Source organism: Paenibacillus sp. V4I5 (assembly GCF_030817255.1).
Taxonomy (GTDB): domain Bacteria; phylum Bacillota; class Bacilli; order Paenibacillales; family NBRC-103111; genus Paenibacillus_E.
Genome location: NZ_JAUSZB010000002.1, coordinates 4,338,487 through 4,360,504 on the forward strand (window position 1 = coordinate 4,338,487; position 22,018 = coordinate 4,360,504).

Here is a 22,018-nt window from a genome sequence, read left to right on the forward strand (position 1 = left end):
GCCAATTCCACTTCATAAAAATAGACGACTAATACGATCTCTTACTTTGTCGATCATCGTGAGCGGCATCGCATTCGCAGCAGGGCACGTGCCTTCGTATGCTGCCGCAGGCTGGCTGTTCTGGCAGTATGGCCTCGCCGCTGCCATCGTGGCGCACATGCTCGTGCACGCAGCGTGGCTGCCGCTAGATCTCTGCGTCGCTCGGCGAGCGACCGCTTAATGGGGTGCCGACAATTTCATGCCGGCACCTTTTTCATACCGTCACACGAGCATATTCATCAGGAGTCTGGCCGATAATGGACTTGAAATCCTTGATAAAATGCGACTGGTCATGATATCCGAGATCCATGGAAAGCTTGGACCAGTTATGTCTCCGGCTTAGATCCGTCGTCTCAGCTGCGTTCTGGATTCGGGCCAGCTTGATCACCCACTTGGGGCTAACTCCGACGTAGTGGTCGAACAAGCGCTGCAGCGTTCTTTTATTCACATTGAAGTAATCGCAGAGGGCATCGACTTTGGTCAGATCGGGCTTCTGATTGATATAATCGATGATCTTATTAACAAAAACGACCTGTTCATCCTGTTCGGGAAGCTTGGGCCGGATCAGTTGCTCGATATGATTGACCATATGGCAATCTTCTACCTGTGCAAAAATATTCGTCTCAAGTTGACGAGGATCTATATCAAAAACGCTCATGACACTCATAGGATTGTTCAACAAATCAGAAATCGGCTGCTTTAAAAAAGGGTAAAATCCGCCAGGCTTGAATTTGACGCCGAACACGCATCCTTGGTCTTGCAGATAATGCCCATACTTCTCTTTCCCTGGGCCATAGATGGCCGTTCGACCTGGCTCAACGAGGAGATTAACGCAGGGATTCGGGATAACATGCTGCAAATAAGGATCTTGGTTGGTTAAATCCCACCTAACTATCCAGTAATGTCGTATGAAATAGGCTAGATCTTCAGACGGGGTATGTCGCGAAAGCTGGAATTTCTGCTCGCCTTGCTGCAGATTCATAATACCTAGGCTGGGCTTGGTGGCTTTGGGAATCACTTCGCTCTCTCCTTGTCGCGTTTTTACAATACATAGGTTGTTCAACCATCTATAATTAATCATATCACATACCGAAGGAGTGGAAGTATATGGAACTCAAATACGAATTTTACATTGGGGCAGGACTTAAAGAAGTGTGGGATATTCTCGTGACTCCAGAGGGGACGCGTAAGATTCTCTTTGGCAGTGTGCTTCAGTCTACTTTTGAAATTGGATCCGATTATGCTTACGTGGGACCTGGTAATGACGGTGAGGAAACCGTTCATGTATATGGTAAGATTTTAGCATACGAACCGGAAAAGCTCATAAGTTGTACCGAACATGCCGGTCCATCTTACAACCCGAATCATGCGGACTTTGAATCTAGAATGACATTCTCACTTGAGACTGTTGGGAGCTGTACGAAACTAACGCTGGTCAATGATAATTGGACACCCGACCACCCAAGCTTTGAGACTACCAAGGCAAGTTGGTGGATGATTCTGAGCAATATCAAGACACTGGCGGAGACTGGAAAGACATTGGATTTTGGTTGGTAGGGAGTAAACAGGAGCAAATTCGTGGTGTTATACAGAGCACTATTACACGATATTGAGCTTCTCAACAAAAATAGGAGTCTGTAGAGACTCCTATTTTTACATTTTCAGTAGATTTAATAAAATAGAAGCCTCTAAGGACTGCTATCTATGCTAAAAAGAATGCATTTCAAAAAAACTTCCCAAATAATAGCCTTTAAGGACTCTAATCTTAATCTTTTACATTAAGTTGATGAAATAGAAGCCTTTAGAGACTTCTATCCACTTTTGATACCCCTACAGAGGCTTAAGTGCCAACATCGTTTTCCCCTCAAGCCCCTCAACCATATCATGCCAAGCCTTCGGCTTATTCGCCAAAACGGAATAATAGCGTTTCAAGAACTTCACAACGAGCCCTGCGTCTAACTCATCTTGATTCTCATCTGTCGGCAAGAAACAGAGGTCGAGTTCCTCAACCGCTTCTCCATTGTTCTCCCAAGAGGGATGAACGTATGGGAAGTCGATCCGCTTATAGCCCAGATGTGACAATACCTCACGCCGTACATAAGGATCCATCGGCTTCACGCCGCCGAAAGCATGATCTTCGATCCGATAGGGATCATAAATCTCAGCGAACATTCCCAGCATCGGCTTGCCAGATTCGGCTGCCAATACTTCTAGATCATTCCAGCGTTTCCGCGCCAGAAAGCGACCGATACCAAGCCCCGCTTGACCAATAATGGTGAAGTCCGTCATCGCCACCTGGAAGTCATCATAGTAGCGATACTCCGTTGTGCCTACGACTTTACCTTCATGAACGGCTACGAATACCCGGATACCAGGGTCCTCGAGCGGTTCTTTCCACAATGCGTATTCGAGCACCTCTTCTGGTGGAAATACCTCTTTCATCAGATCATGCATGCTCCGAAACAAGGGATTATCTATGCTTGTAATCCGTATGTACTCCATAATAAGAACTTCACTCCTTCGTCAGATTCGAAATGGATTCCGCCACTCCATCAAAAGCGCATGGTTAAGTGACTCCTCATCCTGCAAATAGTTTGGCACAACCTGCACAGGCGTCCGGCCGCAGCGCAGCAAAAAAGTAATAACCGGATCCTTCAATATCCCTGCCATGACGGCCCTCACGTAGTCATCCACGCTCATCACAGCGGCATGCTTGTGATAACCTGGCATCCGCCCGCCTCCAAGCAGCCTTCTTAAACCTAGATGCACGACCACTTCGTACATAGACTGCATCATCAACTTGCCGAGACCAAATTTGCGGTAAGCCGGCATAATACATATGTCCACTATATAGAGGGTGTCGCCATCTGGACGATGTGTTCGGATGTACCCGTCGTCCGTCAAAGATGACCAACTATGGTCAGCTGCCTGCTGCTCCTCATAGTCTACGCGAAACCCTGTTATGGACCCAACAACCTGACCGGCCACCTCTACACAAAGCGCCCCTTCGGGAAATCGGGTGATATGCTCCGTGAGCTGCTTCTCATTCCACCACAGCTCCGATGGAAAAGGCGGAGGGAAGCTTTCCTGCTGAACGCGAATGAGCGCGTCAAAATCGCCTTTTCCATAATTGCGAATCACAGCCTCGATCGGTTTATCCCCATCGAAGACGTATAATTTTTTAGCGTACAATTTCTCCGGTTCTGTAACTTTCTTGGCAGCTTCTAAATCCATCGTGCACTGTAAGCCCCCTTGATTTCACTTCGTTAGGACCAATCCGTGTACAAATCTGTTCTACGGTCACGCCACGTGGTGACGGAGCCTTTTTCCCGAACGAGGTTCAGCAGCTCCAGATCCAAATCAGCCGTAACAACCATGTCACCGTTGATCTCGCCTTCTACTAGAATTCCCTTTGGCGGAAAAGGCACATCGTTCGGTGTGATCACCGCAGCCTGTCCGAAGTTGCCCCTCATGAAATCAACCGTTGGCAGTGCCCCGACTGTCCCCGTCGTGACCACGTAGATTTGATTTTCGATCGTTCTAGCATGGCACGTATAACGTACACGATGGAATCCGTGCCGGTCATCCGTACAAGATGGGGCGAACAGCACATCCGCTCCGCGTGCTCTCGCCATCCGGACGATTTCCGGAAACTCCACATCATAACAGACCAGAATCGCAATGCGGCCTTTATCCGTATCAAAAACCTGCAAGGAATCCCCAGCACCCATATTCCATTCCTTCACTTCAGTCGGAGTGATATGCAGCTTCTTCTGCTCCCCAATTCGGCCATCGGGGTAAAACAAGAATGCTGTATTATATAGCTTTCCTTCCTCAGAGGTAATGTGAGTGCCACCGATCAAATGCATCCCCGTTTGCTTCGCCAACCCTTGAAAAAGCGTTCGATAAGCATCCGTATACGACGGCAATGCCTCGATGGGCAGCGCCTTACCATTTTCATCCCCTATAGACATTAACTGAGTCGTAAATAATTCAGGAAACAGCACAAATTCCGCCTCAAACTCCTGAGCCACTTTCACATAATGCCCCACCTGCGCGGCGAACTCTTCGAAACTATGTATCGTATGCAAATGATATTGCACAGCAGAAACGCGCATTTTCAACGTCCATCTCTCCTTATTTCGTGAAATGAAAGAAGTGCCTGTCTCCACCTTTATAATCGGACAAGCACTCTTCCTCTGACCTTCCCTTCCAGAACCTGCTTAGCAGCCTCCGAAACTCCAACCAGCGTAACCTCTTGATAGACAGTCTGTTCCAGGCCTTTTGGCTTCAGTTCCTTCGCAATGCGCTCCCACAGGGGCTTTCTAACCTCCACCCTGCAAGCAACCGAATCAATCCCTAATACATTCACACCTCGCAGGATAAAAGGAAACACCGACGCGGCGAACTCACCGCCACCTGTCAAACCACTCAAGGCAACGGAACCGCCGTACTTCATCCTACTCAGCACATGGGCAAGGGAGTTGCCCCCAACAGGATCAACAGAGCCCGCCCAATATTCCTTATTCAGTGGCTTGCTTACAGAGGGAGTAAGCTCCTCCCGCGTTAATACCCGCTTAGCCCCTAAATCGAGCAGGTACTGATGATCTTCGGACTTCCCAGTGCTTGCTTCCACCTCATAACCAAGAGCTGCAAGCATGGACACGCTGCTGCTGCCTACTCCTCCGGTTGCACCGCGAACAAGCACTGGCCCCTGCTCTTTGTTTAGCCCATTCTCCTCCATGCGCTGTATGGAGAGTGCAGCGGTAAATCCCGCCGTACCCAGTATCATCGCCTCTCGATGGGTTAATCCCTGCGGGAGAGGCACGACCCAGTCAGCCGGTACACGTGCATAGGTGCTAAATCCGCCGTAATGCCCTGTACCTAGCTCGTAGCTGGTGACAAGTACCTCATCTCCTTCGCGAAACCGCCGATCTGATGAAGAAACGACGGTTCCCGCCAAATCAACTCCTGGTACCATCGGGTAGGCATGCACAACGCGTCCAGTCGGGCTAAGAGCCAGAGCATCTTTATAATTAATTCCAGAATATAAAACACGAATCGTCACTTCACCTGGTGGTAAGTCCTCCAGCCGCAGATCTTTCACATTGGCGGTAAACTGCTCCTCTGATCGTTCCACTATCAAAGCCCCAAAGCTTTCCATCCTGTTTTCTCCTCCTCGATCCAAAACCAGATAACATCAACTAATTACCAACTACTTACTATTTAGTTTACTACTATCAAGCTTAGGATTCAAAAGCAAATAGCGCTTCCCATTCCACCTAAATATAAAAACCGGCTTGCGCCGTCCTTGGTTGAGCGTGCTTATAAAGGTTGTTGCAAAGCAATCTACGCCCAAGTGACGTAATGCTGAAACATTCGCATACTTATCCGTGTAAAGTTGTACTAAGTACAACTTTAGGCAAGCTAATCCACTTTTTCCAACCGATTGTTGCACAAAATACAACGATTTTTTGCCTAAAGTAGCTTTATAGCCTATAAAAATGGCTAAATTGTTGTAGAACCTACAACATTCTGAGCTTGCCAAGCAGAAATCAAGGAAATTGTTGTACGCAGTACAACTTGCCTTCTTAATTCTCCAATTTTTCAAAAAACCAGGAACAAAACGCTAGAAAAGCATAGTTACTTCCGAATGATTATTCATATCCACAATCTCATTAGCCTAGCAAAAATCTGTAGCTTACTATCCTAAATAAGGTAAGCTTCGTCGCCTTACCCCTAACCCAAAACCAGAAATTCTTATATGCTGACAAAAAAACTCCCCGATCATAGTGACCGGAGAGTTCCAACTACAATTACAACTGTGCAAAGCCCGCAGCCGCCAAAAACCGTCCAAAAGCCGCTTGCCCGGCTTCATCACGCTTGAACACGCCTGCGTCCAGCAGCACGTCCATGAACTTGCTGCCAACTTCCGCCTGCAGCACCGCATTCGCTCCGTCCTGCTGCAGCGCAGCGCCATGCTTCGCAAGCATCGCTTCAATCCATTCCGCATGCTTATGCAGCGGATGGCTGGCCTCTTCACGGATCTCGCGGCCGAATGCGGCTTCGCCGGTGAGGAGCTTGGCGATATCCGCCAGCTCCTCTTGCAGGCGGCCTGGCAGCACCGCCAGCCCCATAACCTCGATCAAGCCGATGTTCTCCTTCTTGATGTGGTGCAAGTGCTGGTGCGGATGGAAAATCCCATCCGGATGCTCTTCACTGGTGCGGTTGTTGCGCAGCACCAGATCAAGCTCATACTCGCCCCGTGCATTGTTGCGGGCGATCGGGGTGATCGTGTTATGCGGGACCCGCTGTCCGTCCTTCTCGCTGAAAGCGAGAACATCCGCTTCCGCATCACTGTATGCGCGCCAGTCTTCGAGCAGCTTGCTCGCAAGCATATAAATCTGCTGCTTGTTGTGCCCGCTCAGGCGAAGCACCGACATCGGCCACTTGACGATGGCGGCTTTCACACCGGCAAACTCAGCATGTGAGAATGCCTTCTCACTTGGTGCTTTTTCCATCGGAAATTTATGGCGTCCGCCTTGGAAATGGTCGTGGTTCAGAATAGAACCACCTACGATCGGCAGGTCCGCATTCGACCCGATGAAATAATGAGGAAACTGATCGATGAAATCCAGCAAACGGTAGAACGTGTGCGCCGTCGTTTTCATCGGGATGTGTTTCTCATGGAAGATGATGCTGTGCTCGTTATAGTACACGTACGGTGAGTACTGGAAGTACCACTTCTCGCCATCCAATTCCAACGGAATAACACGCAGATTTTGCCTCGCCGGGTGATTCACACGGCCTGCGTACCCTAAGTTGTCAGCGCATAGCAGACATAAGGGATAACTGCTTTGCGGCAGTGTTTTGAGCAGGGCAATTTCCTTCGGATCTTTTTCCGGTTTGGATAGGTTGATCGTGATTTCGAGATCGCCATACGTTGTTTCGGCCAACCAGTAGGCATTTTTCTGAATGCGATCCATCCGAATATAGTTGGAATCGATGGATTGCTTGTAGAAGTAATCCGTCGCCGCCTCAACGCTCGTTGTTTTGGCAGTGTTCCAGAATTGATGCACGACCTCGGATGGACGAGGCATTAGGAGCCCCATAATCCGTGCGTCCAGCAAATCACGGTACGTTGTCGTATTCTCTTCCAAGAGGCCTGCCTCAAAAGCTGCATCGAGCAGTTCTTCTAGCAAGGCAACCGGACTGCTCAATTTCTCTGTCGGCACTTCGCCTTGATAAGGTTCAGCCAGACCGAATAAATCTAGCAAAGCATTGCGTGAAATATATACATCAAGGTGCTCAATCAGCCCATTTTGCATAGCGAACTGAAGGAGCCTTTCTATGGTCAATGCGGCAAGCTGCGATGCTTTAACTGTCCGTTCCATGTGCCACGTTCCTTTCTACAAAACAAGCTTCTGTTCAGCTCCGTTCTGCACGGTCTTCCCTACTCTACTCTTCGTACCCGTTCGGATGATTTTGGTGCCAGTTCCACGCGCTCTCGATAATGGATTCCAAGGAATCACGTGTTGGTTTCCAACCAAGCTCAGCTCTTGCACGCTCAGAGGAAGCAATTAACGTTGCTGGATCACCGGCTCTACGCGGTTCGATGACGGCAGGAATCGCATGTCCGGTCACTTTACGGGCGATTTCGATGACTTCTTTGACCGAGAATCCTGTGCCATTGCCTAGGTTGTAAATATTGCTTTCTGCTCCGCCACGCAGCTTCTCAACCGCAAGAACATGGGCGCTTGCCAAATCGCTAACATGAATGTAGTCGCGAACACACGAACCATCTTCTGTTGCATAGTCTTCTCCGAAGATGGAAATATGCGGCCTTTGACCAAGAGCCACTTGAAGAATGATAGGAATCAGATGCGTCTCTGGGCTATGATCCTCCCCAATTTTGCCTCCAGCATGAGCCCCAGCTGCATTAAAATAACGAAGCGATACATATTTGATGCCATGCGCGATGTCGAACCATTTCATCATTTTTTCCATAGCCAGCTTCGTCTCGCCATACGTATTCGTCGGCAAAGTGCGATCGCTTTCTAGGATGGGAATATTTTCAGGCTCACCATACGTGGCAGCCGTAGAGGAGAAGACGATTTTCTTCACGCCGTATTGCGTCATTTTCTCAAGCAAGCAAAGCGTTCCGTACACGTTATTGTGATAGTATTTCGCAGGATTGGTCATGCTCTCGCCAACTAACGAATTCGCTGCAAAATGGATGATAGCATCAATACTGTTCTCAGTGAAAACCGTATCCAGAAACTCGCCATCGCGCAAATCACCTACGTACAGCTTGCCCCCAAGCACAGCGTTTCTGTGCCCTTGCTGCAAATTATCAACGACAACGACTTCTTCACCTTTGGCAACCAGCTCTGCTACCGCATGAGATCCGATATAGCCTGCTCCGCCCGTTACTAGAATGGCCATTTATAACGCCTCCCCGACTTGCTCGACACCATTACCGATATCACAAACGTAGAAGCTTGGTGTCAGGCCTGTTTTTTCCGTATATTCTTTACCCACTTGATCGATAAACGTCCGTACACTGTCCTCATGAACTAAAGAAACCGTGCATCCGCCGAAACCTGCGCCTGTCATACGTGCCCCAAGTACACCCGGAACCTTCAGTGCTGCCGCAACCATCGTATCCAGCTCTACCCCTGTTACTTCATAAAGATCGCGAAGCGAGTCATGGGACCCGATCATCAGCTTACCGAAAGATTCAAGGTCGTTCGCTTCCAGCACCTCTATGGATTTCAGTACTCGGTCAATTTCTTCAATAACATGCTGCGCTCGTTGGCGGATGGTTTCGTCTGGAATTAGATGTTTGAATTCGTTAAATTGCGCAAGGTTCAGTTGACCAAGCAAAGTGATCGAAGGAAACTGCTTTTGCAAATAGGTCACAGCCTGCTCACATTGGCTTCTTCTCTCATTGTATGCGGAGTCTATCAGACCTCTGCGTTTGTTCGTATTCCCTATAACCAGCTTGTAGCTGCCGCTTTGAAAAGGCACATGGCGATACTCAAGCGTGTCGCACATGAGCAGAATGGCATGATCTTTTTTGCCATTGGCTACCGCGAATTGATCCATGATGCCACTGTTGACGCCAACGAATTGGTTCTCTGTTTTTTGAGCGAGCAATGCGATTTTCACGGTATCAATCGGATACTTTTCAAGTGTTAATAAGCCAAAAGCTGTAACGACTTCAATGGAAGCCGAGGACGAAAGTCCGGCACCATTCGGGATTTCACCGTGGAACAAAAGATCGTAGCCCTGCGTAACAGGGAAACCTTCTTTTGCCAAGTGTACGAAAATCCCTTTCGGATAATTGATCCAGTCATCCTCTTCTTGATAGGACAAGTCATCTATGGAAATTTGTTTGCGAAGTGCCAGGTTTGTCGATGCAAATCCAATTACACGATCTTGTCTTGGACGAATGATCAACGTTGTTCCGAACGTTAGCGCTGCCGGGAAAACATAACCGCCATTGTAATCCGTGTGCTCACCGATCAAATTCACCCGACCTGGAGCATGAAAAGCTGAAATTGCCGTTGTAGAATTCCCGTAAATTTCAATAAACGTGTTTTTTAGAGCTTGCAAATCTGCCATTCTGGCACCGCCTTTAGTGGTTTTAGAAGTGATTTCGCTCGTCATCTGAGGATGATGGAGTCGTTATGCTTGGTATCTTTGTAACTTCAGTATACGAGAAGAACGTGTAATTAGCTATGGAGGCATGTTATTTCCACATGGAAAAATGTGATCTCAGGCTCACTACTTTTTTATAAGATTTATGATAAAGTGATGGTATATGAAGATGCTTCGATCGGAGATGAGGAGTAGGCATGCCAAAGTCAGAGAGCTATTACGTTGTTTCGAATCCACTACCTTCCCAAGAGAGTGAATTAACCGTGCTGTTTGCGGGTGAGAGCCAGACGAAGCCTGAGCATCGGTTAGGCCCCAAAGTATACGACTACTATCTGATCCACTATGTGATATCGGGTAAAGGGGTGTTCTCCTCTCAAGGCGAAGAGTACGAGCTTGGCGCCGGGGACAGCTTCGTCATTGAGCCTGAACAGCTCATAAGCTATGTCTCCGATGAGACCGATCCGTGGCACTATTGCTGGATCGCTTTTACAGGTACGCAGGCCGCGGCGTTAGTTGCTTCAACAGGAGTTATTCCCTTGCAGCCCATTATTCATACCAAACGCAACCGCCACATCCCTGTCCTTTTTCGCCATATTCAGCAAGCTCTAAGATCCAAAAAGGCAAACGCACAACTGAAATCCATCGGATACCTGCACTTGTTACTCGGTGAATACTGTGAAACATTATCAGCTTCCACATTAGCCGGCGTGGTCACGGAAGCCGAGAGTGATCGCATCGTGCAGCAAGCGATTCACTACCTTTCCACCCAATACGCCGAGCCAATCACTATTGAGCTGATGGCCGAGAGTTTGGGCTACAACCGCGCGTATTTATCGCGCATGTTCAAGCGCCATACCAAGGTAACACCCGTAACATTTCTTCTGAAACTGCGTGTGGATAAAGCTCGCCTGCTGCTTCGAGAACGGCTGGAGCTTACCATCGAACAGATTGCATCATCCGTAGGTTTCTATGATCCGCTTTACTTCTCTAAACAATTCCGACGTTGGTACGGCGTCTCGCCAAGCGAGTATCGGAATCAAATCAAATCGCTTTAATTTTAAGGTCGCAGCTGTCCCTGCTGATGACTCCATAACCTCAAACTTAAATCTACTCATGTCGATCATAAAAGTTTATTCGGAATGAGAGAGCAACATTTCGAATGTCACCCTGTGATAAAACTATTTATGAAAACATTGAAGGAGATGAGGATATGAGCAAGCTGACAGGTAAAATTGCTTTAGTAACGGGTGCAGGCCGGGGGATTGGACGAGGGATTGCACGGCGTCTAGCGCAGGATGGAGCCATTGTCGCCATCCATTACAGAATGAATCATAACGCCGCAGAAGAAGTGGTTCGTGAGATTCAGCGTAAAGGCGGCTCCGCCTTTACGCTCGGTGCGGACTTGAATGCCGTAAACGGCGTTCGAGATTTGTATGTGGGCTTGGACGAAGCCCTCGAGAAGCACACTGGTGGTAATCAGTTTGATATTCTTGTTAATAACGCCGGAATCGGGCAGGGTGGAACCATCGAGGAGACGACGGAACAATCTTTTGATGAAGTCATGGGCATCCATGTCAAAGCACCGCTTTTTCTTATCCAACAAGCATTGCCGCGTCTGAGAAACGAAGGCCGCATTATCAATATTTCTTCGGCTGTTACCCGTTTGGCTTTCCCTAATCTTCTGGGCTACAGCATTTCGAAAGGTGCGCTCAACACACTAACCTTCGTCTTAGCTCAGCATCTCGGGAATCGCAGCATTACGGTGAACGCCATCCTGCCTGGTATCATCGATACCGATATGAATGCTGCAACATTGCAGGATCCAAACGGGCAGAAATTCGCTACCGGTCTCTCCCCTTTTAACAGATGGGGACAACCGGAAGATGTGGCCGATGTTGCGGCCTTTCTCGCCTCTTCAGACAGCCGCTGGATAACAGGGCAATTGATTGATGCAAGCGGCGGATCTCATCTATAAATAAACAAAGCACCTCACCGATAGTCGGATGAGGTGCTTTACTCCCTATTTTATTTCAACTTGAAGCGGTTGATTTGATCCTGTAGATCGACCGTCAACATGCTAAGCGATTCGGAGGAGGAGTTGATCTCTTCCATCGATTGCAGCTGCCCACTTGCCGACTTGGCAATGGCCTGCAGTTCATCCATAGCCTGCTTTACGATACTGACTGTCTCCTGAGAAGAAGCGGCCACCTCTTCGGTTCCCGCTGATATTTCTTCTGATGCGGCCGATACTTCTTGGATTTGGTCATTTACATGCCCAATAGAGGCCAGAATCGATTGGAATACTTGCCCAGCCGCTTGAACGAGAGCCGAACCTTTTTCAACCTCTGATAGTCCGCCCCGCATCGAGCTTGATGCTTCTTTCGTAGCACTAATCGTTTCACCGATAATGGAGGAAATGTTCACGGTCGCGCTACTTGTTTGCTCCGCCAACTTCTTAACCTCGCTAGCGACGACGGCGAAGCCTCTGCCATGTTCGCCCGCCCTTGCCGCTTCAATGGAAGCGTTCAAGGCAAGCAGGTTGGTTTGTGTAGCAATTTCGGAAATAAAGCTAACAATCTGGCGAATTTGCTCGGATTTCTCCTCTAAGCCGTGCACGAGTTCGGCAGTATGTTCTACGGTATGACTGACCTGTCGCATTTGGGTAATTGCTTGTTGAATTTCCCCGTTTCCACGACCGACTTCTTGAACGACACTTTGTGCTGTTTCCGAGACATTCGTGGATGATTCGGCAATTTTCTGCACGCCCGATGACATTTCACCCATTGCGGTCGAAATTTGTTCGGATGCCTGATAGTTCGCTTCGGAACCCTGCACGACCTGTTGGACAGCTACGGTGATATGTTCGGAAGCTTTCGTCGATTCACTCGCTATGGCAGTGAGCTGCTCGGAAGATGCGGCGGTGTGCGAAACAGCTTCTGATATTTTGCAAATCATCTCGGAAAAAGAATCGAGCATCGCATTGATGTTCTTGCTCATCGAGGCGATTTCATCATCTCCATGGGTTTTCAATCGACCAGATAGATCACCTTGCCCTACTCGCTGCATGAGGGATGAAATCGTCGTGATTGGGCGAATCATCATCCGCGAGACGAGCATAGCTATTACAATAACAAGCAGCGCAGCAACAGCCAGCATGATGGCTGAATTTTTCTTTAATTGATTTACTTTTTGGAATACTTCCGAATGTTCGGCGGTCAAAATAAGCTTCCAACCCGTGGCATCAATGGTTTGATGAGCAGCTGATTTCAGTGTGCCATCTGGCTCTTTGTATAGGATATACCCGCTCTTATCCTTGAATACCGTATTTTTGTAAAGATCCATCTTCTCTGCCGTGGATGATTCCGCCAATTTTTGTCCCATTTTCTTCGAGTGAACGAGATATGTACCGCTTGGTGAGAGCAGGTAGCCGTAGCCTGTTTCGCCGAATTTGATGCGATTGATGATGGACAGCATTTGTTCAGGAAAGAGGAAAGATTGCACGATGCCGCGGAAATCGCCTTTGCCGTCCACGAGGGGAACATCGATGATGATAATGTTTTTGCCGCTGCTTTCCTCCTTTATGATTTCGGACACCGATACTTTCTTATCAACGGCAGCTTTCTTAAAATTATCAAATTTGCTTGCGTCCAACTTATCGCCAGCTGTGTCAATGGACACCCCCTGCGGGTCAATATATGCAAAACGATACACTTCCGGATCGCTCTCGGCCATAATTTTCAGAACGGGTAAGATCGCGTTTGACTTACCGTCAATAAAATCTGGATGGGCTTTAACAACAGATTGCATAGAAGCAATTTTGCCATTCAGCCAGGCATTGATCTCGCTCGTACTAAGCTCCGCAATATGCATTTGCTGATCTTTGGTGTCCGACTCAACAAGAGAAGAGGATTGAGAGGTAAGAATAAGTAGAGAGACCAAAAGAGGGATCAGTGAGACGGCCAGCAGCAGCAGCGTCAATTTCACCTTGAGCGACTTGGCTCCTAACAAGGTTCGTAAAACAGACATTTGTGACATTCATCCTTCCGCTGTCATATGTAATAGATTATGAAAAATATCGAGTGGATTGGGATTTCGCCATCATTCGACATATTCCCTGTATTTTCCGACACGTATCGGTTGGAAATTGTTCACAATAAAAAACATGCACCGCTACAGGGATATTCCCCTAGCTGTGCATGTTTTTTTTATCGTTTACCTGGATCGTAAGGTTCACCAAGAGCTGATGGTGCTTTAGCCCTACCTACTGCGCCTGCCAGTACTAAGATGGTCAGTACATAAGGCAGCATGTAGAGGAATTCCTGCGGAATATTTTTTGAGAATTCGAACAAACGCATGAAGTTGTTGAGCGCCTGCGCCATTCCGAAGAAGACTGCTGCGCCCAATGCGCCAACTGGATGCCATTTACCGAAAATCATCGCAGCCATAGCAATAAACCCTTGACCTGAGATCGTGTTATGCGAGAAGGCACTTGTTGTTGTGAGCGTAATGGTCGCCCCGCCAAGTCCGCCTAACAGACCACTAATCAACACGGCGATGTAACGAATACGCTTCACTTTAATCCCTACGGTATCCGCGGCACTCGGGTGCTCCCCAACGGACCGAAGACGTAAACCGAATGGTGTCTTGAACAGCACATAGTAAGTAACCGCTACGAGAATTAAAGCAATGTATGTTGTCGGATAAGCATTGAAGAGAGCATATCCGATATACGGTATTTTGGACAAAATCGGAATTTCCCATTTGGAAAACACATCATTTAACGTTTCTGTTTGACCAGCACCATTGAACAGTACTTTAACCAAATACAACGTTACGCCTGCTGCCAAGAAGTTAATTACAACACCGCTGATGACTTGATTGGCTTTGAACGAAATCGTTGCTACCGCATGAATCAGAGCGAATATGAGCGCAAATACCATGGCTGTCAGCAAACCGATCCACGGGGACCAGATCCCCATATTCGCCTCTTCTGCATAATAAGCACCAACGGCCGAAGCGAATGCCCCGGAAACCATGAGGCCCTCAATCCCGATATTGACGACTCCAGAGCGCTCCGAGTAAATCCCGCCCAAGGCTCCAAAGATGAGCGCCGTCGAATAGACGAGCGTCGTGTTGATAAGTTCACTAAATTTCGTGAAAAACGCGTTAAGCATGGTGAGCAGGTCCATGTTACGTAGCCCTCTCTTTCTTGCGTTTACTATAGAATGGGATGAGCACCCATTTAACGATACCTTGGGTTGCGACGAAGAAGATAACCGAACCGATGACAATACGGATAATCTCCGGCGGCACATCAGCTCCGAAACTCATTCCTGCTGAACCGTAAGACAATCCACCAAACAGTGCGGCCCCGAGCACAATCCCGATTGGATTGTTAGCACCTAGCAGGGATACCGCAATCCCATCAAACCCGTAACCTGGGAAGCCTGCTGAAACAACTTGATAGTGGAATACACCAAGGACTTCAAACACGCCCGCAAGCCCGGCAAACACGCCAGAGATAAACATGGCTTTAATAATGTTCTTCTTCACATTCATTCCGGCATATTTCGCGGCATCGATGTTATGACCAACGGCACGCAGCTCGTAGCCTTGCTTCGTTTTCCACAAGATGATGTAGAATACAACCGCTGCTAGTATCGCAATGAGTGTCCCCCAGTGCATCCTCGCATTATCCAGCAGAGCTGATAGCCATGTGATGCTTAGAGATGCCGAGTCTTGGATCATGTAGGAGCGCTGCTGCTTCGGCTCCAGAAGAAATTGATTAATAATATAATTCGACAGGAACAAAGCGATCCAGTTCAACATAATCGTTGAAATAACTTCATTAACTCCACGCTTTGCTTTCAAATAGCCCGCAATAGCTCCCCACAATCCACCAATAAGTGCACCGACGATAACAGCTAACGGAGCATGAATAATCCACGGAAGACCTGTCAATTTGACACCGATAAATGTAGCCCCCGTCATACCCATGACGAATTGCCCTTCGGCACCGATATTAAACAAGCCTGTACGAAATGCGAATGCAACGGATAATCCCGTCAAAATAAGAGGGGTAATCGCACGAATGGATTCCCCTATATCATACGAATTACCGAAAATCCGAGAAAATAACGCTCCATAGGCAGCTAACGGATTATATCCACCTGCCAGCATAACGAGCGCTCCGAATAACAGCCCAAGTAGAATCGCCACGATCGGATTCACCGCTGATTCACTTGTAAAAATACGAGCAACCTTATTCATGAGCAGCTCCTTTCTCTGTGCGCTTACTGCCAGCCATAAGCAAACCAATCTCTTGATCGTTCGTCTCCTGCGGCAGTACTTCTCCCACAATCTGTCCTTCATAGATGACGGCAATGCGATCCGACACATTCATAATTTCATCCAGCTCAAAAGAAATCAACAAAACCGCTTTGCCTTTGTTCCGCTGCTCGATCAATTGACGGTGCACGAACTCGATTGCACCGACATCCAATCCCCGCGTTGGTTGCGCGGCAATGAGAAGATTGGGGTTTTTGTATATTTCCCTGGCAATAATCGCCTTTTGCTGATTACCACCCGACAAGGATCGCGCTTTATTGTAGATACTTGGCGTTCTAACGTCGAACTGCTTAATTAACGCTTCCGCATGGCGATCGATCGCTTCATAATTTAAGAAACCAGCTTTGTTATAGGCAGGATGAAAATACGTTTCCAGCACCATGTTTTCGCTCATTGTAAAATCGAGTACGAGTCCGTGCTTGTGCCGATCCTCAGGAATATGCGACAATCCAGCCTCAGAGATTTCTCTCGGCGTATGGTTAGTAATATCGCTTCCCATCAGCAGCACACGACCGCTATCAATGGAACGCAACCCGGTTAATGCCTCGATTAATTCACTCTGCCCGTTGCCATCAACGCCGGCGATCCCCAGGATTTCTCCGGCTTTCACCTCAAAGTTAAGCCCCTTCAGAGCAGGCAAACCCTGCTGGTTACGCGCAACTAGTTCTTTCACCTGAAGTACGGGTTCTCCAAGCTTCACTTCCTGCTTGTTCACTTTGAAGGAAACGTCGCGCCCGACCATCTTCTCCGCCAGAATCTGTGGATTCGTCTCCGAAATTTCCAACGAATCAATCACTTTGCCCCGACGAATGATCGTCACGGTATCGGCAATCTCCATAATTTCTTTCAGCTTATGTGTAATGAGAATGATGGATTTGCCCTCTTTCACAAGATTGCGCATAATCACCATCAATTCACTAATCTCTTGCGGCGTTAGTACTGCTGTAGGCTCATCAAAAATAAGAATATCGGCGCCGCGATACAGCGTTTTCAATATTTCCACACGCTGCTGCATACCGACGGAGATATCTTCAATTCTCGCTTTTGGATCCACACGCAAACCATATTGCTCCGATAACTTGCGTACTTTGTCTTGCGCTGTTTTGTAATCAATTTTGGACCCTTTTTTGGGCTCCATACCCAAAATGATGTTTTCTGTCACGGTAAATGGTTGAACCAGCTTGAAATGCTGATGCACCATACCAATGCCAAGCTCGATAGCACGATTCGGGCTATCGATAAATACTTCCTTGCCTTGCACTTTAATATTGCCTTCATCCGGCTGATAAAGTCCGAACACAATGTTCATTAGTGTTGATTTACCCGCACCATTTTCGCCAAGCAAGGCATGAATTTCACCCTTCATCAGCTTTAAGCTAATGGCATCATTCGCCACTATTCCTGGAAACCGCTTCGTAATGTTGCTAAGTTCAACAACAGGGACTACTTCATTCATCAGATCACCCTAAGGATCAATTTTTTTAATTACCTCTAAAACTAAAGAACAAGGCTAGTTATTATAACTAGCCTTGTTTGAACAGAAGTACACATATCGTTCGTAACCGCTACGACTTTTATACCTGCATTAAGGTTTTTCAGGAACTTTGATTTCGCCGCTAATAATTTTTGCTTTGAACTCGTCAACTTTTTTCAAGATTTCAGGTGTTACGTTTTTCTTGGAAGTTTCAGGAAGGCCTACGCCATCGTCTTTAAGACCAAGTGTAACGACTTTACCACCTTGGAATTTGTTGTCAATAACATCTTTGGATACACGAGCAACCGCTGTGTCAACACGTTTCAACATGGAAGTCAGTGTTACTTCATCACCGAACTCAAGGGATTGATCTTTATCTACGCCGATAACCCAAACTTTTTTACCGTTTTTCGCACGGTCTTTTGCTTCGTTGAACACACCATTACCTGTGGAACCAGCTGCGTGGAAAATGACATCAGCGCCATCGTTGTAGATGGTTGCTGCTGCTGCTTTACCAAGGTCAGGCTTATCGAAAGCGCCTGTATAGTTAATTTGTACTTTGGCATTTGGATTAACCGCTTTAACACCAGCTACGAAACCAGCTTCAAAACGTTTGATAACCGGGATGTCGATACCCCCAACAAAACCGATTTTGTTCGATTTAGTTGTTAGACCTGCAACCACACCAACAAGGTAAGAACCTTCTTGCTCTGAGAACGTTACGGACTCAACGTTTGGAGCTTCAACAACATTATCAATGATCGCTAATTTAGCATTTGGGTTTTGTGTTGCTACTGTTTTAAGTGCATCACCCATCAAGAAGCCGATACCCCAAGTCAGGTTGTAACCGTCTTTAACGAATTGGTTTAAGTTAGGTGTATAATCCGCATCGCCTTTAGATTCAAGGTTTTTCACTTTCGCTCCTGTTTGTTTCTCAAGAGCCTTCAAGCCTTCCCATGCGCTTTGGTTAAAAGATTTATCGTTGACGCCACCAATATCGGTAACCATTCCGATTTTGAAGTCTTTACCGCTGGTGTTGCTTGGCGCCGCTGAAGCTGTTGCCGCTGCAGTAGTAGCCGGAGTTGCTGAAGCCGCCGGTTTCGTTTCTTCTTTTTTGGCACAGCCGGAAAGAGCTAATGCAGAAACCGTTACAGCCATAAGAGCTGTTGAAAGCATTTTCTTCATGATTATTACCCCCATAAGATCATTTAATTTAAAACCATGAAATCTCACATTGTAGGTTGACCACAATTAGTTAAATTATGTAAGACTGCCTATAGATGAGTGTATCATTTTGAAACCTATGAGAAAAGCGATACACCAGCAAAATAACATAATTCGTTATGTCATACAAGTTGACATGGTCTTTTTGTAAGCCCCTACAATATAGGTTCCAAGCCCCAATTATTTATTATACTACCACTGGTTAATAAAATCTAGATTACCCTTTGTTAATTTTATCGTTCATAAGTCGCAGGAATTGTTCGGGTCCTAAAGGGCTGCTAAACAGCACTCCTTGCACTTCCGTACACTGCAAAAGTCTTAAGTGCTCCAGCTGTTCCTCTGTTTCGACACCTTTTGCAATTAAATTTAGACCTAGACGGTGAGCCATACGAATAATGGCAGCAGCCAGCAGCTGATTCTCATCGTCGTCTACCAAATCCCGGATCAATGTGCTATCCAATTTAACGCTATCGAGCGGCATACCTTCGAGCCCGCTTCGTGTAAATAAACCTGTACACAAGTCATCCATAACGATACGTACACCGAACTTCTTCAGCATAATCAATTTCTCGCTAGCCTCTTGTACATTGGAAGATGTGATACTTTCCGTAAGGTCCAGTTCCACCAACATCGGATCTATACCTGTCTCTTTCAAAACAACGGCAATTTCCTCAATAAAATGCTCATCTTTAAACTGTGAAGCCGTTACGGCTAGGGTCATTCTCAGCGGTGCGTAGCCCTCATCCTGCCAGATTCTCATCTGTCTGCATGCCGTTCGTACAGCCCATTTCCCGATGGGTAACATGAACCCCATTTCCTCGGCCGCTTTCTTCCAATCCATACTGGATGCGAGGAGGGCGTCTCCCTTGCTCCAATGAATGATCGCTTCCATTCCGATTAATTTCCGGTTTGTTATTTCATATTGAGGCTGATATAGGATTTCAAACCGATTGTTGTCTAAGGCCGATCGAAGCTCTTTCTCCATGTGAGCTTTGCTCTTCACCATGGCATCGATGTCAGAAGCATAGAATTGGAACTGGTTATGTCCTCTGTTTTTGGCCGTATACATCGCTTCATCTGCATACGCCATGAGCTGCTCAGGCAGCATACCGTCTAACGGATACAATGCTATCCCAATACTAGCTGTTATGGTTACAGGCATTCCATCTAGGATAAAAGGCTCTTCCAGAGCCATTTGAATTCGGGAAGCTACAACTCTTGCATCTTCAGGCTTTGCAAAAGATTCTAGTAAAATAGTAAACTCGTCGCCACCTTGTCGGTACACCGTATCCGACCCCCGCAGGCAGCTCAGCAAACGTTCTGCTGCAAGGCGAATTAAACGATCACCATAAGCATGACCTAATGAATCGTTGACATCCTTGAATCGGTCCATGTCCAAGAACATAACAGCCGCCAGCTGTTCATTGCGTTGCGCATGCAGGAGTGCCCGCTCCAGTCGGTCATTAAACAATCGGCGATTGGGTAATCCTGTCAATGTATCGTGATACGCCAGAAAGGCTAGTTGTTTGCTCTTTTCTTCCTGCTCTCTACTAGTAAGAAGCAGTTGCCCTACACTCTTCGCAAAAAATAGACAGATTAGTGCTTGAACAAGCATACTAATGAAAACGTAAGGCGAAAAGGAGAAAGAAGAAGCAGCAAGTAGATTAATGGTCAACAAAAAGAAGCCCAGCACGCCCAGATAGACCAACGTTTGCGCTTTCATATGCTGTATCCACTTAGAAAGTATGCCTTTCATTCTTGAACCTCCTTATCTGATATGAGAAAAAAGGCTATTCCGAATCGGAATAGCCGTAGGTGTACCTGTCTAGGTAAACTGCAACCTGTCGGCAGCCCAGCCATCATTGTTGCAAAGGCAACCTTAGACCTGCAGCTTTGCGTCCTTACCTTTCGATAAGTTTGCCTTTACGATATTAAGGGAATTCATGGGACTAATTAACTATATCATATCCATTCCGCATTTGGCTAATTTTCCTTAAATAAGCAAATTAAAGAGCTTGGGATCCTTATTTATTTCTATATAGCCATAATCCTTCTGGGATAGGCGCTCAATAAGCCCCTCATAATCATCTTTATTTTTGAGCTCAATGCCGACCAGCGCCGGAGCATCGTCCCTGTTATTTTTTTTCGTATACTCAAATCGGGTAATGTCGTCTGTGGGTCCTAAGACTTCTTCTAGAAATTCGCGCAATGCCCCAGCACGCTGCGGAAAATTAAGAATAAAGTAGTGCTTCAAGCCTTCATACACGAGTGATCTTTCTTTAATCTGCTGCATACGGTCAATGTCATTGTTGCCGCCGCTGATGATGCAGACTACATTCTTACCGCGAATCTGCTCCCGATAGGTATCAAGTGCTGAAACCGGGAGTGCGCCAGCGGGCTCAATGACAATCGCGTTATTGTTGTAAAGCTCCAGAATGGTTGTACATTCCTTGCCGGAAGGAACAATTACGATATCCTCCAGCTTTTCTTTGCAAATGTCAAAGGTAAGCTCGCCGACCTGCTTTACAGCTGCGCCGTCTACAAACTTCTCAATCGTAGATAAGGTCACGACCTTCCCCTGCTTGAGCGCTTCCGTCATACTTGCCGCGCCTTCTGGCTCAACACCGATAATACGTGTACGTGGAGAAACACTATCCACATACGTCGCAACTCCCGCTGCAAGGCCACCACCACCAATTGTTGCGAAGATGAAATCAGGAGATTCGGGCATTTGATTCAAAATCTCGAGGCCAACTGTGCCTTGCCCGGCAATCGTACGGACATCATCGAAGGGGTGTATGAACACCTTATTCTCTTGAGCACAGTAGGCTTTGGCATGGTTAGACGAATCATCGAATGAATCACCTGTGAGAATAACTTCAACAAAAGATCCGCCAAATAGCTTAACTTGGGAAATCTTTTGTCTAGGCGTTGTCGTTGGCATGAAGATTTTTCCTTCAATACCAAGCTGTTTACAGGAATAAGCCACACCCTGCGCATGATTGCCGGCGCTCGCACACACGACACCCGCTTCGCGTTCCTCCGGTGTTAAACTTTGGATCACGTTATACGCTCCGCGAATTTTGAAAGAACGAACAATTTGCATATCTTCACGTTTAAGATAAACGTTGCATTCATACAAGTTAGAGAGCAGCTCATTGCGTTGCAAAGGCGATGGTTCGATCACCCTGCTGAGCACATGATTGGCCCTAATAATATCTTCCAAACCTACTTTACTGGAAACAACCATTTTCTCTTACTTCCTTTCTC

General features: G+C 47.0%; 19 protein-coding genes and 1 riboswitch. Of the genes, 3 read left to right on the plus strand and 16 right to left on the minus strand.

Annotated elements, in window-relative coordinates; translation table 11 throughout:
• Positions 1–12 precede the first annotated feature (12 nt).
• On the minus strand, positions 13–147 hold the full coding sequence (locus QFZ78_RS21760) for a hypothetical protein (RefSeq protein WP_307550619.1): 135 nt from the start codon (positions 145–147) through the stop codon (positions 13–15).
• 106 nt (positions 148–253) lie between these two features.
• Positions 254–1,057 (minus strand): helix-turn-helix transcriptional regulator, encoded by an 804-nt coding sequence (locus QFZ78_RS21765; RefSeq protein WP_307550621.1) that lies wholly within the window; start codon positions 1,055–1,057, stop codon positions 254–256.
• 89 nt (positions 1,058–1,146) lie between these two features.
• On the opposite strand from QFZ78_RS21765, the gene QFZ78_RS21770 reads away from it, so the two are divergent.
• On the plus strand, positions 1,147–1,596 hold the full coding sequence (locus tag QFZ78_RS21770) for an SRPBCC domain-containing protein (protein WP_307550623.1): 450 nt from the start codon (positions 1,147–1,149) through the stop codon (positions 1,594–1,596).
• A gap of 273 nt (positions 1,597–1,869) precedes the next feature.
• On the opposite strand, the gene QFZ78_RS21775 is transcribed toward QFZ78_RS21770, so the two are convergent.
• The 7 genes from QFZ78_RS21775 to QFZ78_RS21805 all read right to left on the minus strand — a co-directional run bounded on the left by QFZ78_RS21775 (position 1,870) and on the right by QFZ78_RS21805 (position 9,666).
• Positions 1,870–2,541, minus strand: coding sequence for a GNAT family N-acetyltransferase (locus QFZ78_RS21775; protein WP_307550625.1), 672 nt, complete (start codon positions 2,539–2,541; stop codon positions 1,870–1,872).
• Positions 2,542–2,562: 21 nt separating this feature from the next.
• The gene (locus QFZ78_RS21780) at positions 2,563–3,273 is read right to left on the minus strand and encodes a GNAT family N-acetyltransferase (protein WP_307550627.1); all 711 of its coding nucleotides are present in this window, start codon (positions 3,271–3,273) and stop codon (positions 2,563–2,565) included.
• A 32-nt stretch (positions 3,274–3,305) separates the two neighbouring features.
• Positions 3,306–4,163, minus strand: a complete 858-nt coding sequence (locus QFZ78_RS21785; protein ID WP_307550629.1) for a carbon-nitrogen hydrolase family protein — start codon at positions 4,161–4,163, stop codon at positions 3,306–3,308.
• A 50-nt stretch (positions 4,164–4,213) separates the two neighbouring features.
• The gene (locus QFZ78_RS21790) at positions 4,214–5,203 is read right to left on the minus strand and encodes an acrylyl-CoA reductase family protein (RefSeq protein ID WP_307550631.1); all 990 of its coding nucleotides are present in this window, start codon (positions 5,201–5,203) and stop codon (positions 4,214–4,216) included.
• A 652-nt stretch (positions 5,204–5,855) separates the two neighbouring features.
• On the minus strand, positions 5,856–7,433 hold the full coding sequence (locus QFZ78_RS21795; protein WP_307550632.1) for a UDP-glucose--hexose-1-phosphate uridylyltransferase: 1,578 nt from the start codon (positions 7,431–7,433) through the stop codon (positions 5,856–5,858).
• Between the two features lie 64 nt (positions 7,434–7,497).
• On the minus strand, positions 7,498–8,484 hold the full coding sequence (gene galE, locus QFZ78_RS21800; RefSeq protein WP_307550634.1) for a UDP-glucose 4-epimerase GalE: 987 nt from the start codon (positions 8,482–8,484) through the stop codon (positions 7,498–7,500).
• On the minus strand, positions 8,485–9,666 hold the full coding sequence (locus QFZ78_RS21805; RefSeq protein WP_307550636.1) for a galactokinase: 1,182 nt from the start codon (positions 9,664–9,666) through the stop codon (positions 8,485–8,487). It lies immediately after the preceding gene.
• A 233-nt stretch (positions 9,667–9,899) separates the two neighbouring features.
• Here QFZ78_RS21805 and QFZ78_RS21810 point away from each other — a divergent pair, with 233 nt between their 5' ends.
• A complete protein-coding gene (locus QFZ78_RS21810; protein WP_307550639.1) occupies positions 9,900–10,757 on the plus strand; it encodes an AraC family transcriptional regulator in 858 nt (285 codons plus the stop codon).
• A gap of 155 nt (positions 10,758–10,912) precedes the next feature.
• Positions 10,913–11,677 (plus strand): SDR family oxidoreductase, encoded by a 765-nt coding sequence (locus QFZ78_RS21815; RefSeq protein WP_307550640.1) that lies wholly within the window; start codon positions 10,913–10,915, stop codon positions 11,675–11,677.
• A 50-nt stretch (positions 11,678–11,727) separates the two neighbouring features.
• Here QFZ78_RS21815 and QFZ78_RS21820 read toward each other — a convergent pair whose 3' ends face one another.
• The 7 genes from QFZ78_RS21820 to ilvA form a co-directional block, all read right to left on the minus strand.
• Positions 11,728–13,728, minus strand: a complete 2,001-nt coding sequence (locus QFZ78_RS21820) for a methyl-accepting chemotaxis protein (RefSeq protein WP_307550641.1) — start codon at positions 13,726–13,728, stop codon at positions 11,728–11,730.
• A 179-nt stretch (positions 13,729–13,907) separates the two neighbouring features.
• On the minus strand, positions 13,908–14,891 hold the full coding sequence (locus QFZ78_RS21825) for an ABC transporter permease (protein ID WP_171649599.1): 984 nt from the start codon (positions 14,889–14,891) through the stop codon (positions 13,908–13,910).
• Between the two features lies 1 nt (position 14,892).
• Entirely contained in the window at positions 14,893–15,972 is a 1,080-nt protein-coding gene (locus QFZ78_RS21830; protein ID WP_307550642.1) for an ABC transporter permease, read from the minus strand.
• Positions 15,965–17,506: an ABC transporter ATP-binding protein gene (locus QFZ78_RS21835; protein ID WP_307550643.1), complete on the minus strand. Its 1,542-nt coding sequence runs from the start codon at positions 17,504–17,506 to the stop codon at positions 15,965–15,967. The genes QFZ78_RS21830 and QFZ78_RS21835 overlap by 8 nt, the downstream gene beginning before the upstream one ends.
• Before the next feature lie 129 nt (positions 17,507–17,635).
• A complete protein-coding gene (locus tag QFZ78_RS21840) occupies positions 17,636–18,709 on the minus strand; it encodes a BMP family lipoprotein (RefSeq protein ID WP_307550644.1) in 1,074 nt (357 codons plus the stop codon).
• Positions 18,710–18,965: 256 nt separating this feature from the next.
• Positions 18,966–20,504, minus strand: coding sequence for a putative bifunctional diguanylate cyclase/phosphodiesterase (locus tag QFZ78_RS21845; RefSeq protein WP_307550645.1), 1,539 nt, complete (start codon positions 20,502–20,504; stop codon positions 18,966–18,968).
• Between the two features lie 87 nt (positions 20,505–20,591).
• Positions 20,592–20,680, minus strand: a riboswitch (cyclic di-GMP riboswitch).
• A 61-nt stretch (positions 20,681–20,741) separates the two neighbouring features.
• Entirely contained in the window at positions 20,742–21,998 is a 1,257-nt protein-coding gene (gene ilvA, locus QFZ78_RS21850) for a threonine ammonia-lyase IlvA (protein WP_307550647.1), read from the minus strand.
• Between the last annotated feature and the right edge of the window lie 20 nt (positions 21,999–22,018).

Coding starts and splice junctions, on each gene's coding strand:
- QFZ78_RS21795 (WP_307550632.1), bottom strand. CDS start 7,433: ATGGAACGGACAGTTAAAGCATCGCAGCTTGCCGCATTGACCATAGAA.
- QFZ78_RS21820 (WP_307550641.1), bottom strand. CDS start 13,728: ATGTCTGTTTTACGAACCTTGTTAGGAGCCAAGTCGCTCAAGGTGAAA.
- QFZ78_RS21805 (WP_307550636.1), bottom strand. CDS start 9,666: ATGGCAGATTTGCAAGCTCTAAAAAACACGTTTATTGAAATTTACGGG.
- QFZ78_RS21815 (WP_307550640.1), top strand. CDS start 10,913: ATGAGCAAGCTGACAGGTAAAATTGCTTTAGTAACGGGTGCAGGCCGG.
- QFZ78_RS21760 (WP_307550619.1), bottom strand. CDS start 147: ATGGCAGCGGCGAGGCCATACTGCCAGAACAGCCAGCCTGCGGCAGCA.
- QFZ78_RS21845 (WP_307550645.1), bottom strand. CDS start 20,504: ATGAAAGGCATACTTTCTAAGTGGATACAGCATATGAAAGCGCAAACG.
- QFZ78_RS21825 (WP_171649599.1), bottom strand. CDS start 14,891: ATGGACCTGCTCACCATGCTTAACGCGTTTTTCACGAAATTTAGTGAA.
- QFZ78_RS21810 (WP_307550639.1), top strand. CDS start 9,900: ATGCCAAAGTCAGAGAGCTATTACGTTGTTTCGAATCCACTACCTTCC.
- QFZ78_RS21835 (WP_307550643.1), bottom strand. CDS start 17,506: ATGAATGAAGTAGTCCCTGTTGTTGAACTTAGCAACATTACGAAGCGG.
- galE (WP_307550634.1), bottom strand. CDS start 8,484: ATGGCCATTCTAGTAACGGGCGGAGCAGGCTATATCGGATCTCATGCG.
- QFZ78_RS21840 (WP_307550644.1), bottom strand. CDS start 18,709: ATGAAGAAAATGCTTTCAACAGCTCTTATGGCTGTAACGGTTTCTGCA.
- QFZ78_RS21780 (WP_307550627.1), bottom strand. CDS start 3,273: ATGGATTTAGAAGCTGCCAAGAAAGTTACAGAACCGGAGAAATTGTAC.
- QFZ78_RS21775 (WP_307550625.1), bottom strand. CDS start 2,541: ATGGAGTACATACGGATTACAAGCATAGATAATCCCTTGTTTCGGAGC.
- QFZ78_RS21770 (WP_307550623.1), top strand. CDS start 1,147: ATGGAACTCAAATACGAATTTTACATTGGGGCAGGACTTAAAGAAGTG.
- QFZ78_RS21790 (WP_307550631.1), bottom strand. CDS start 5,203: ATGGAAAGCTTTGGGGCTTTGATAGTGGAACGATCAGAGGAGCAGTTT.
- ilvA (WP_307550647.1), bottom strand. CDS start 21,998: ATGGTTGTTTCCAGTAAAGTAGGTTTGGAAGATATTATTAGGGCCAAT.
- QFZ78_RS21830 (WP_307550642.1), bottom strand. CDS start 15,972: ATGAATAAGGTTGCTCGTATTTTTACAAGTGAATCAGCGGTGAATCCG.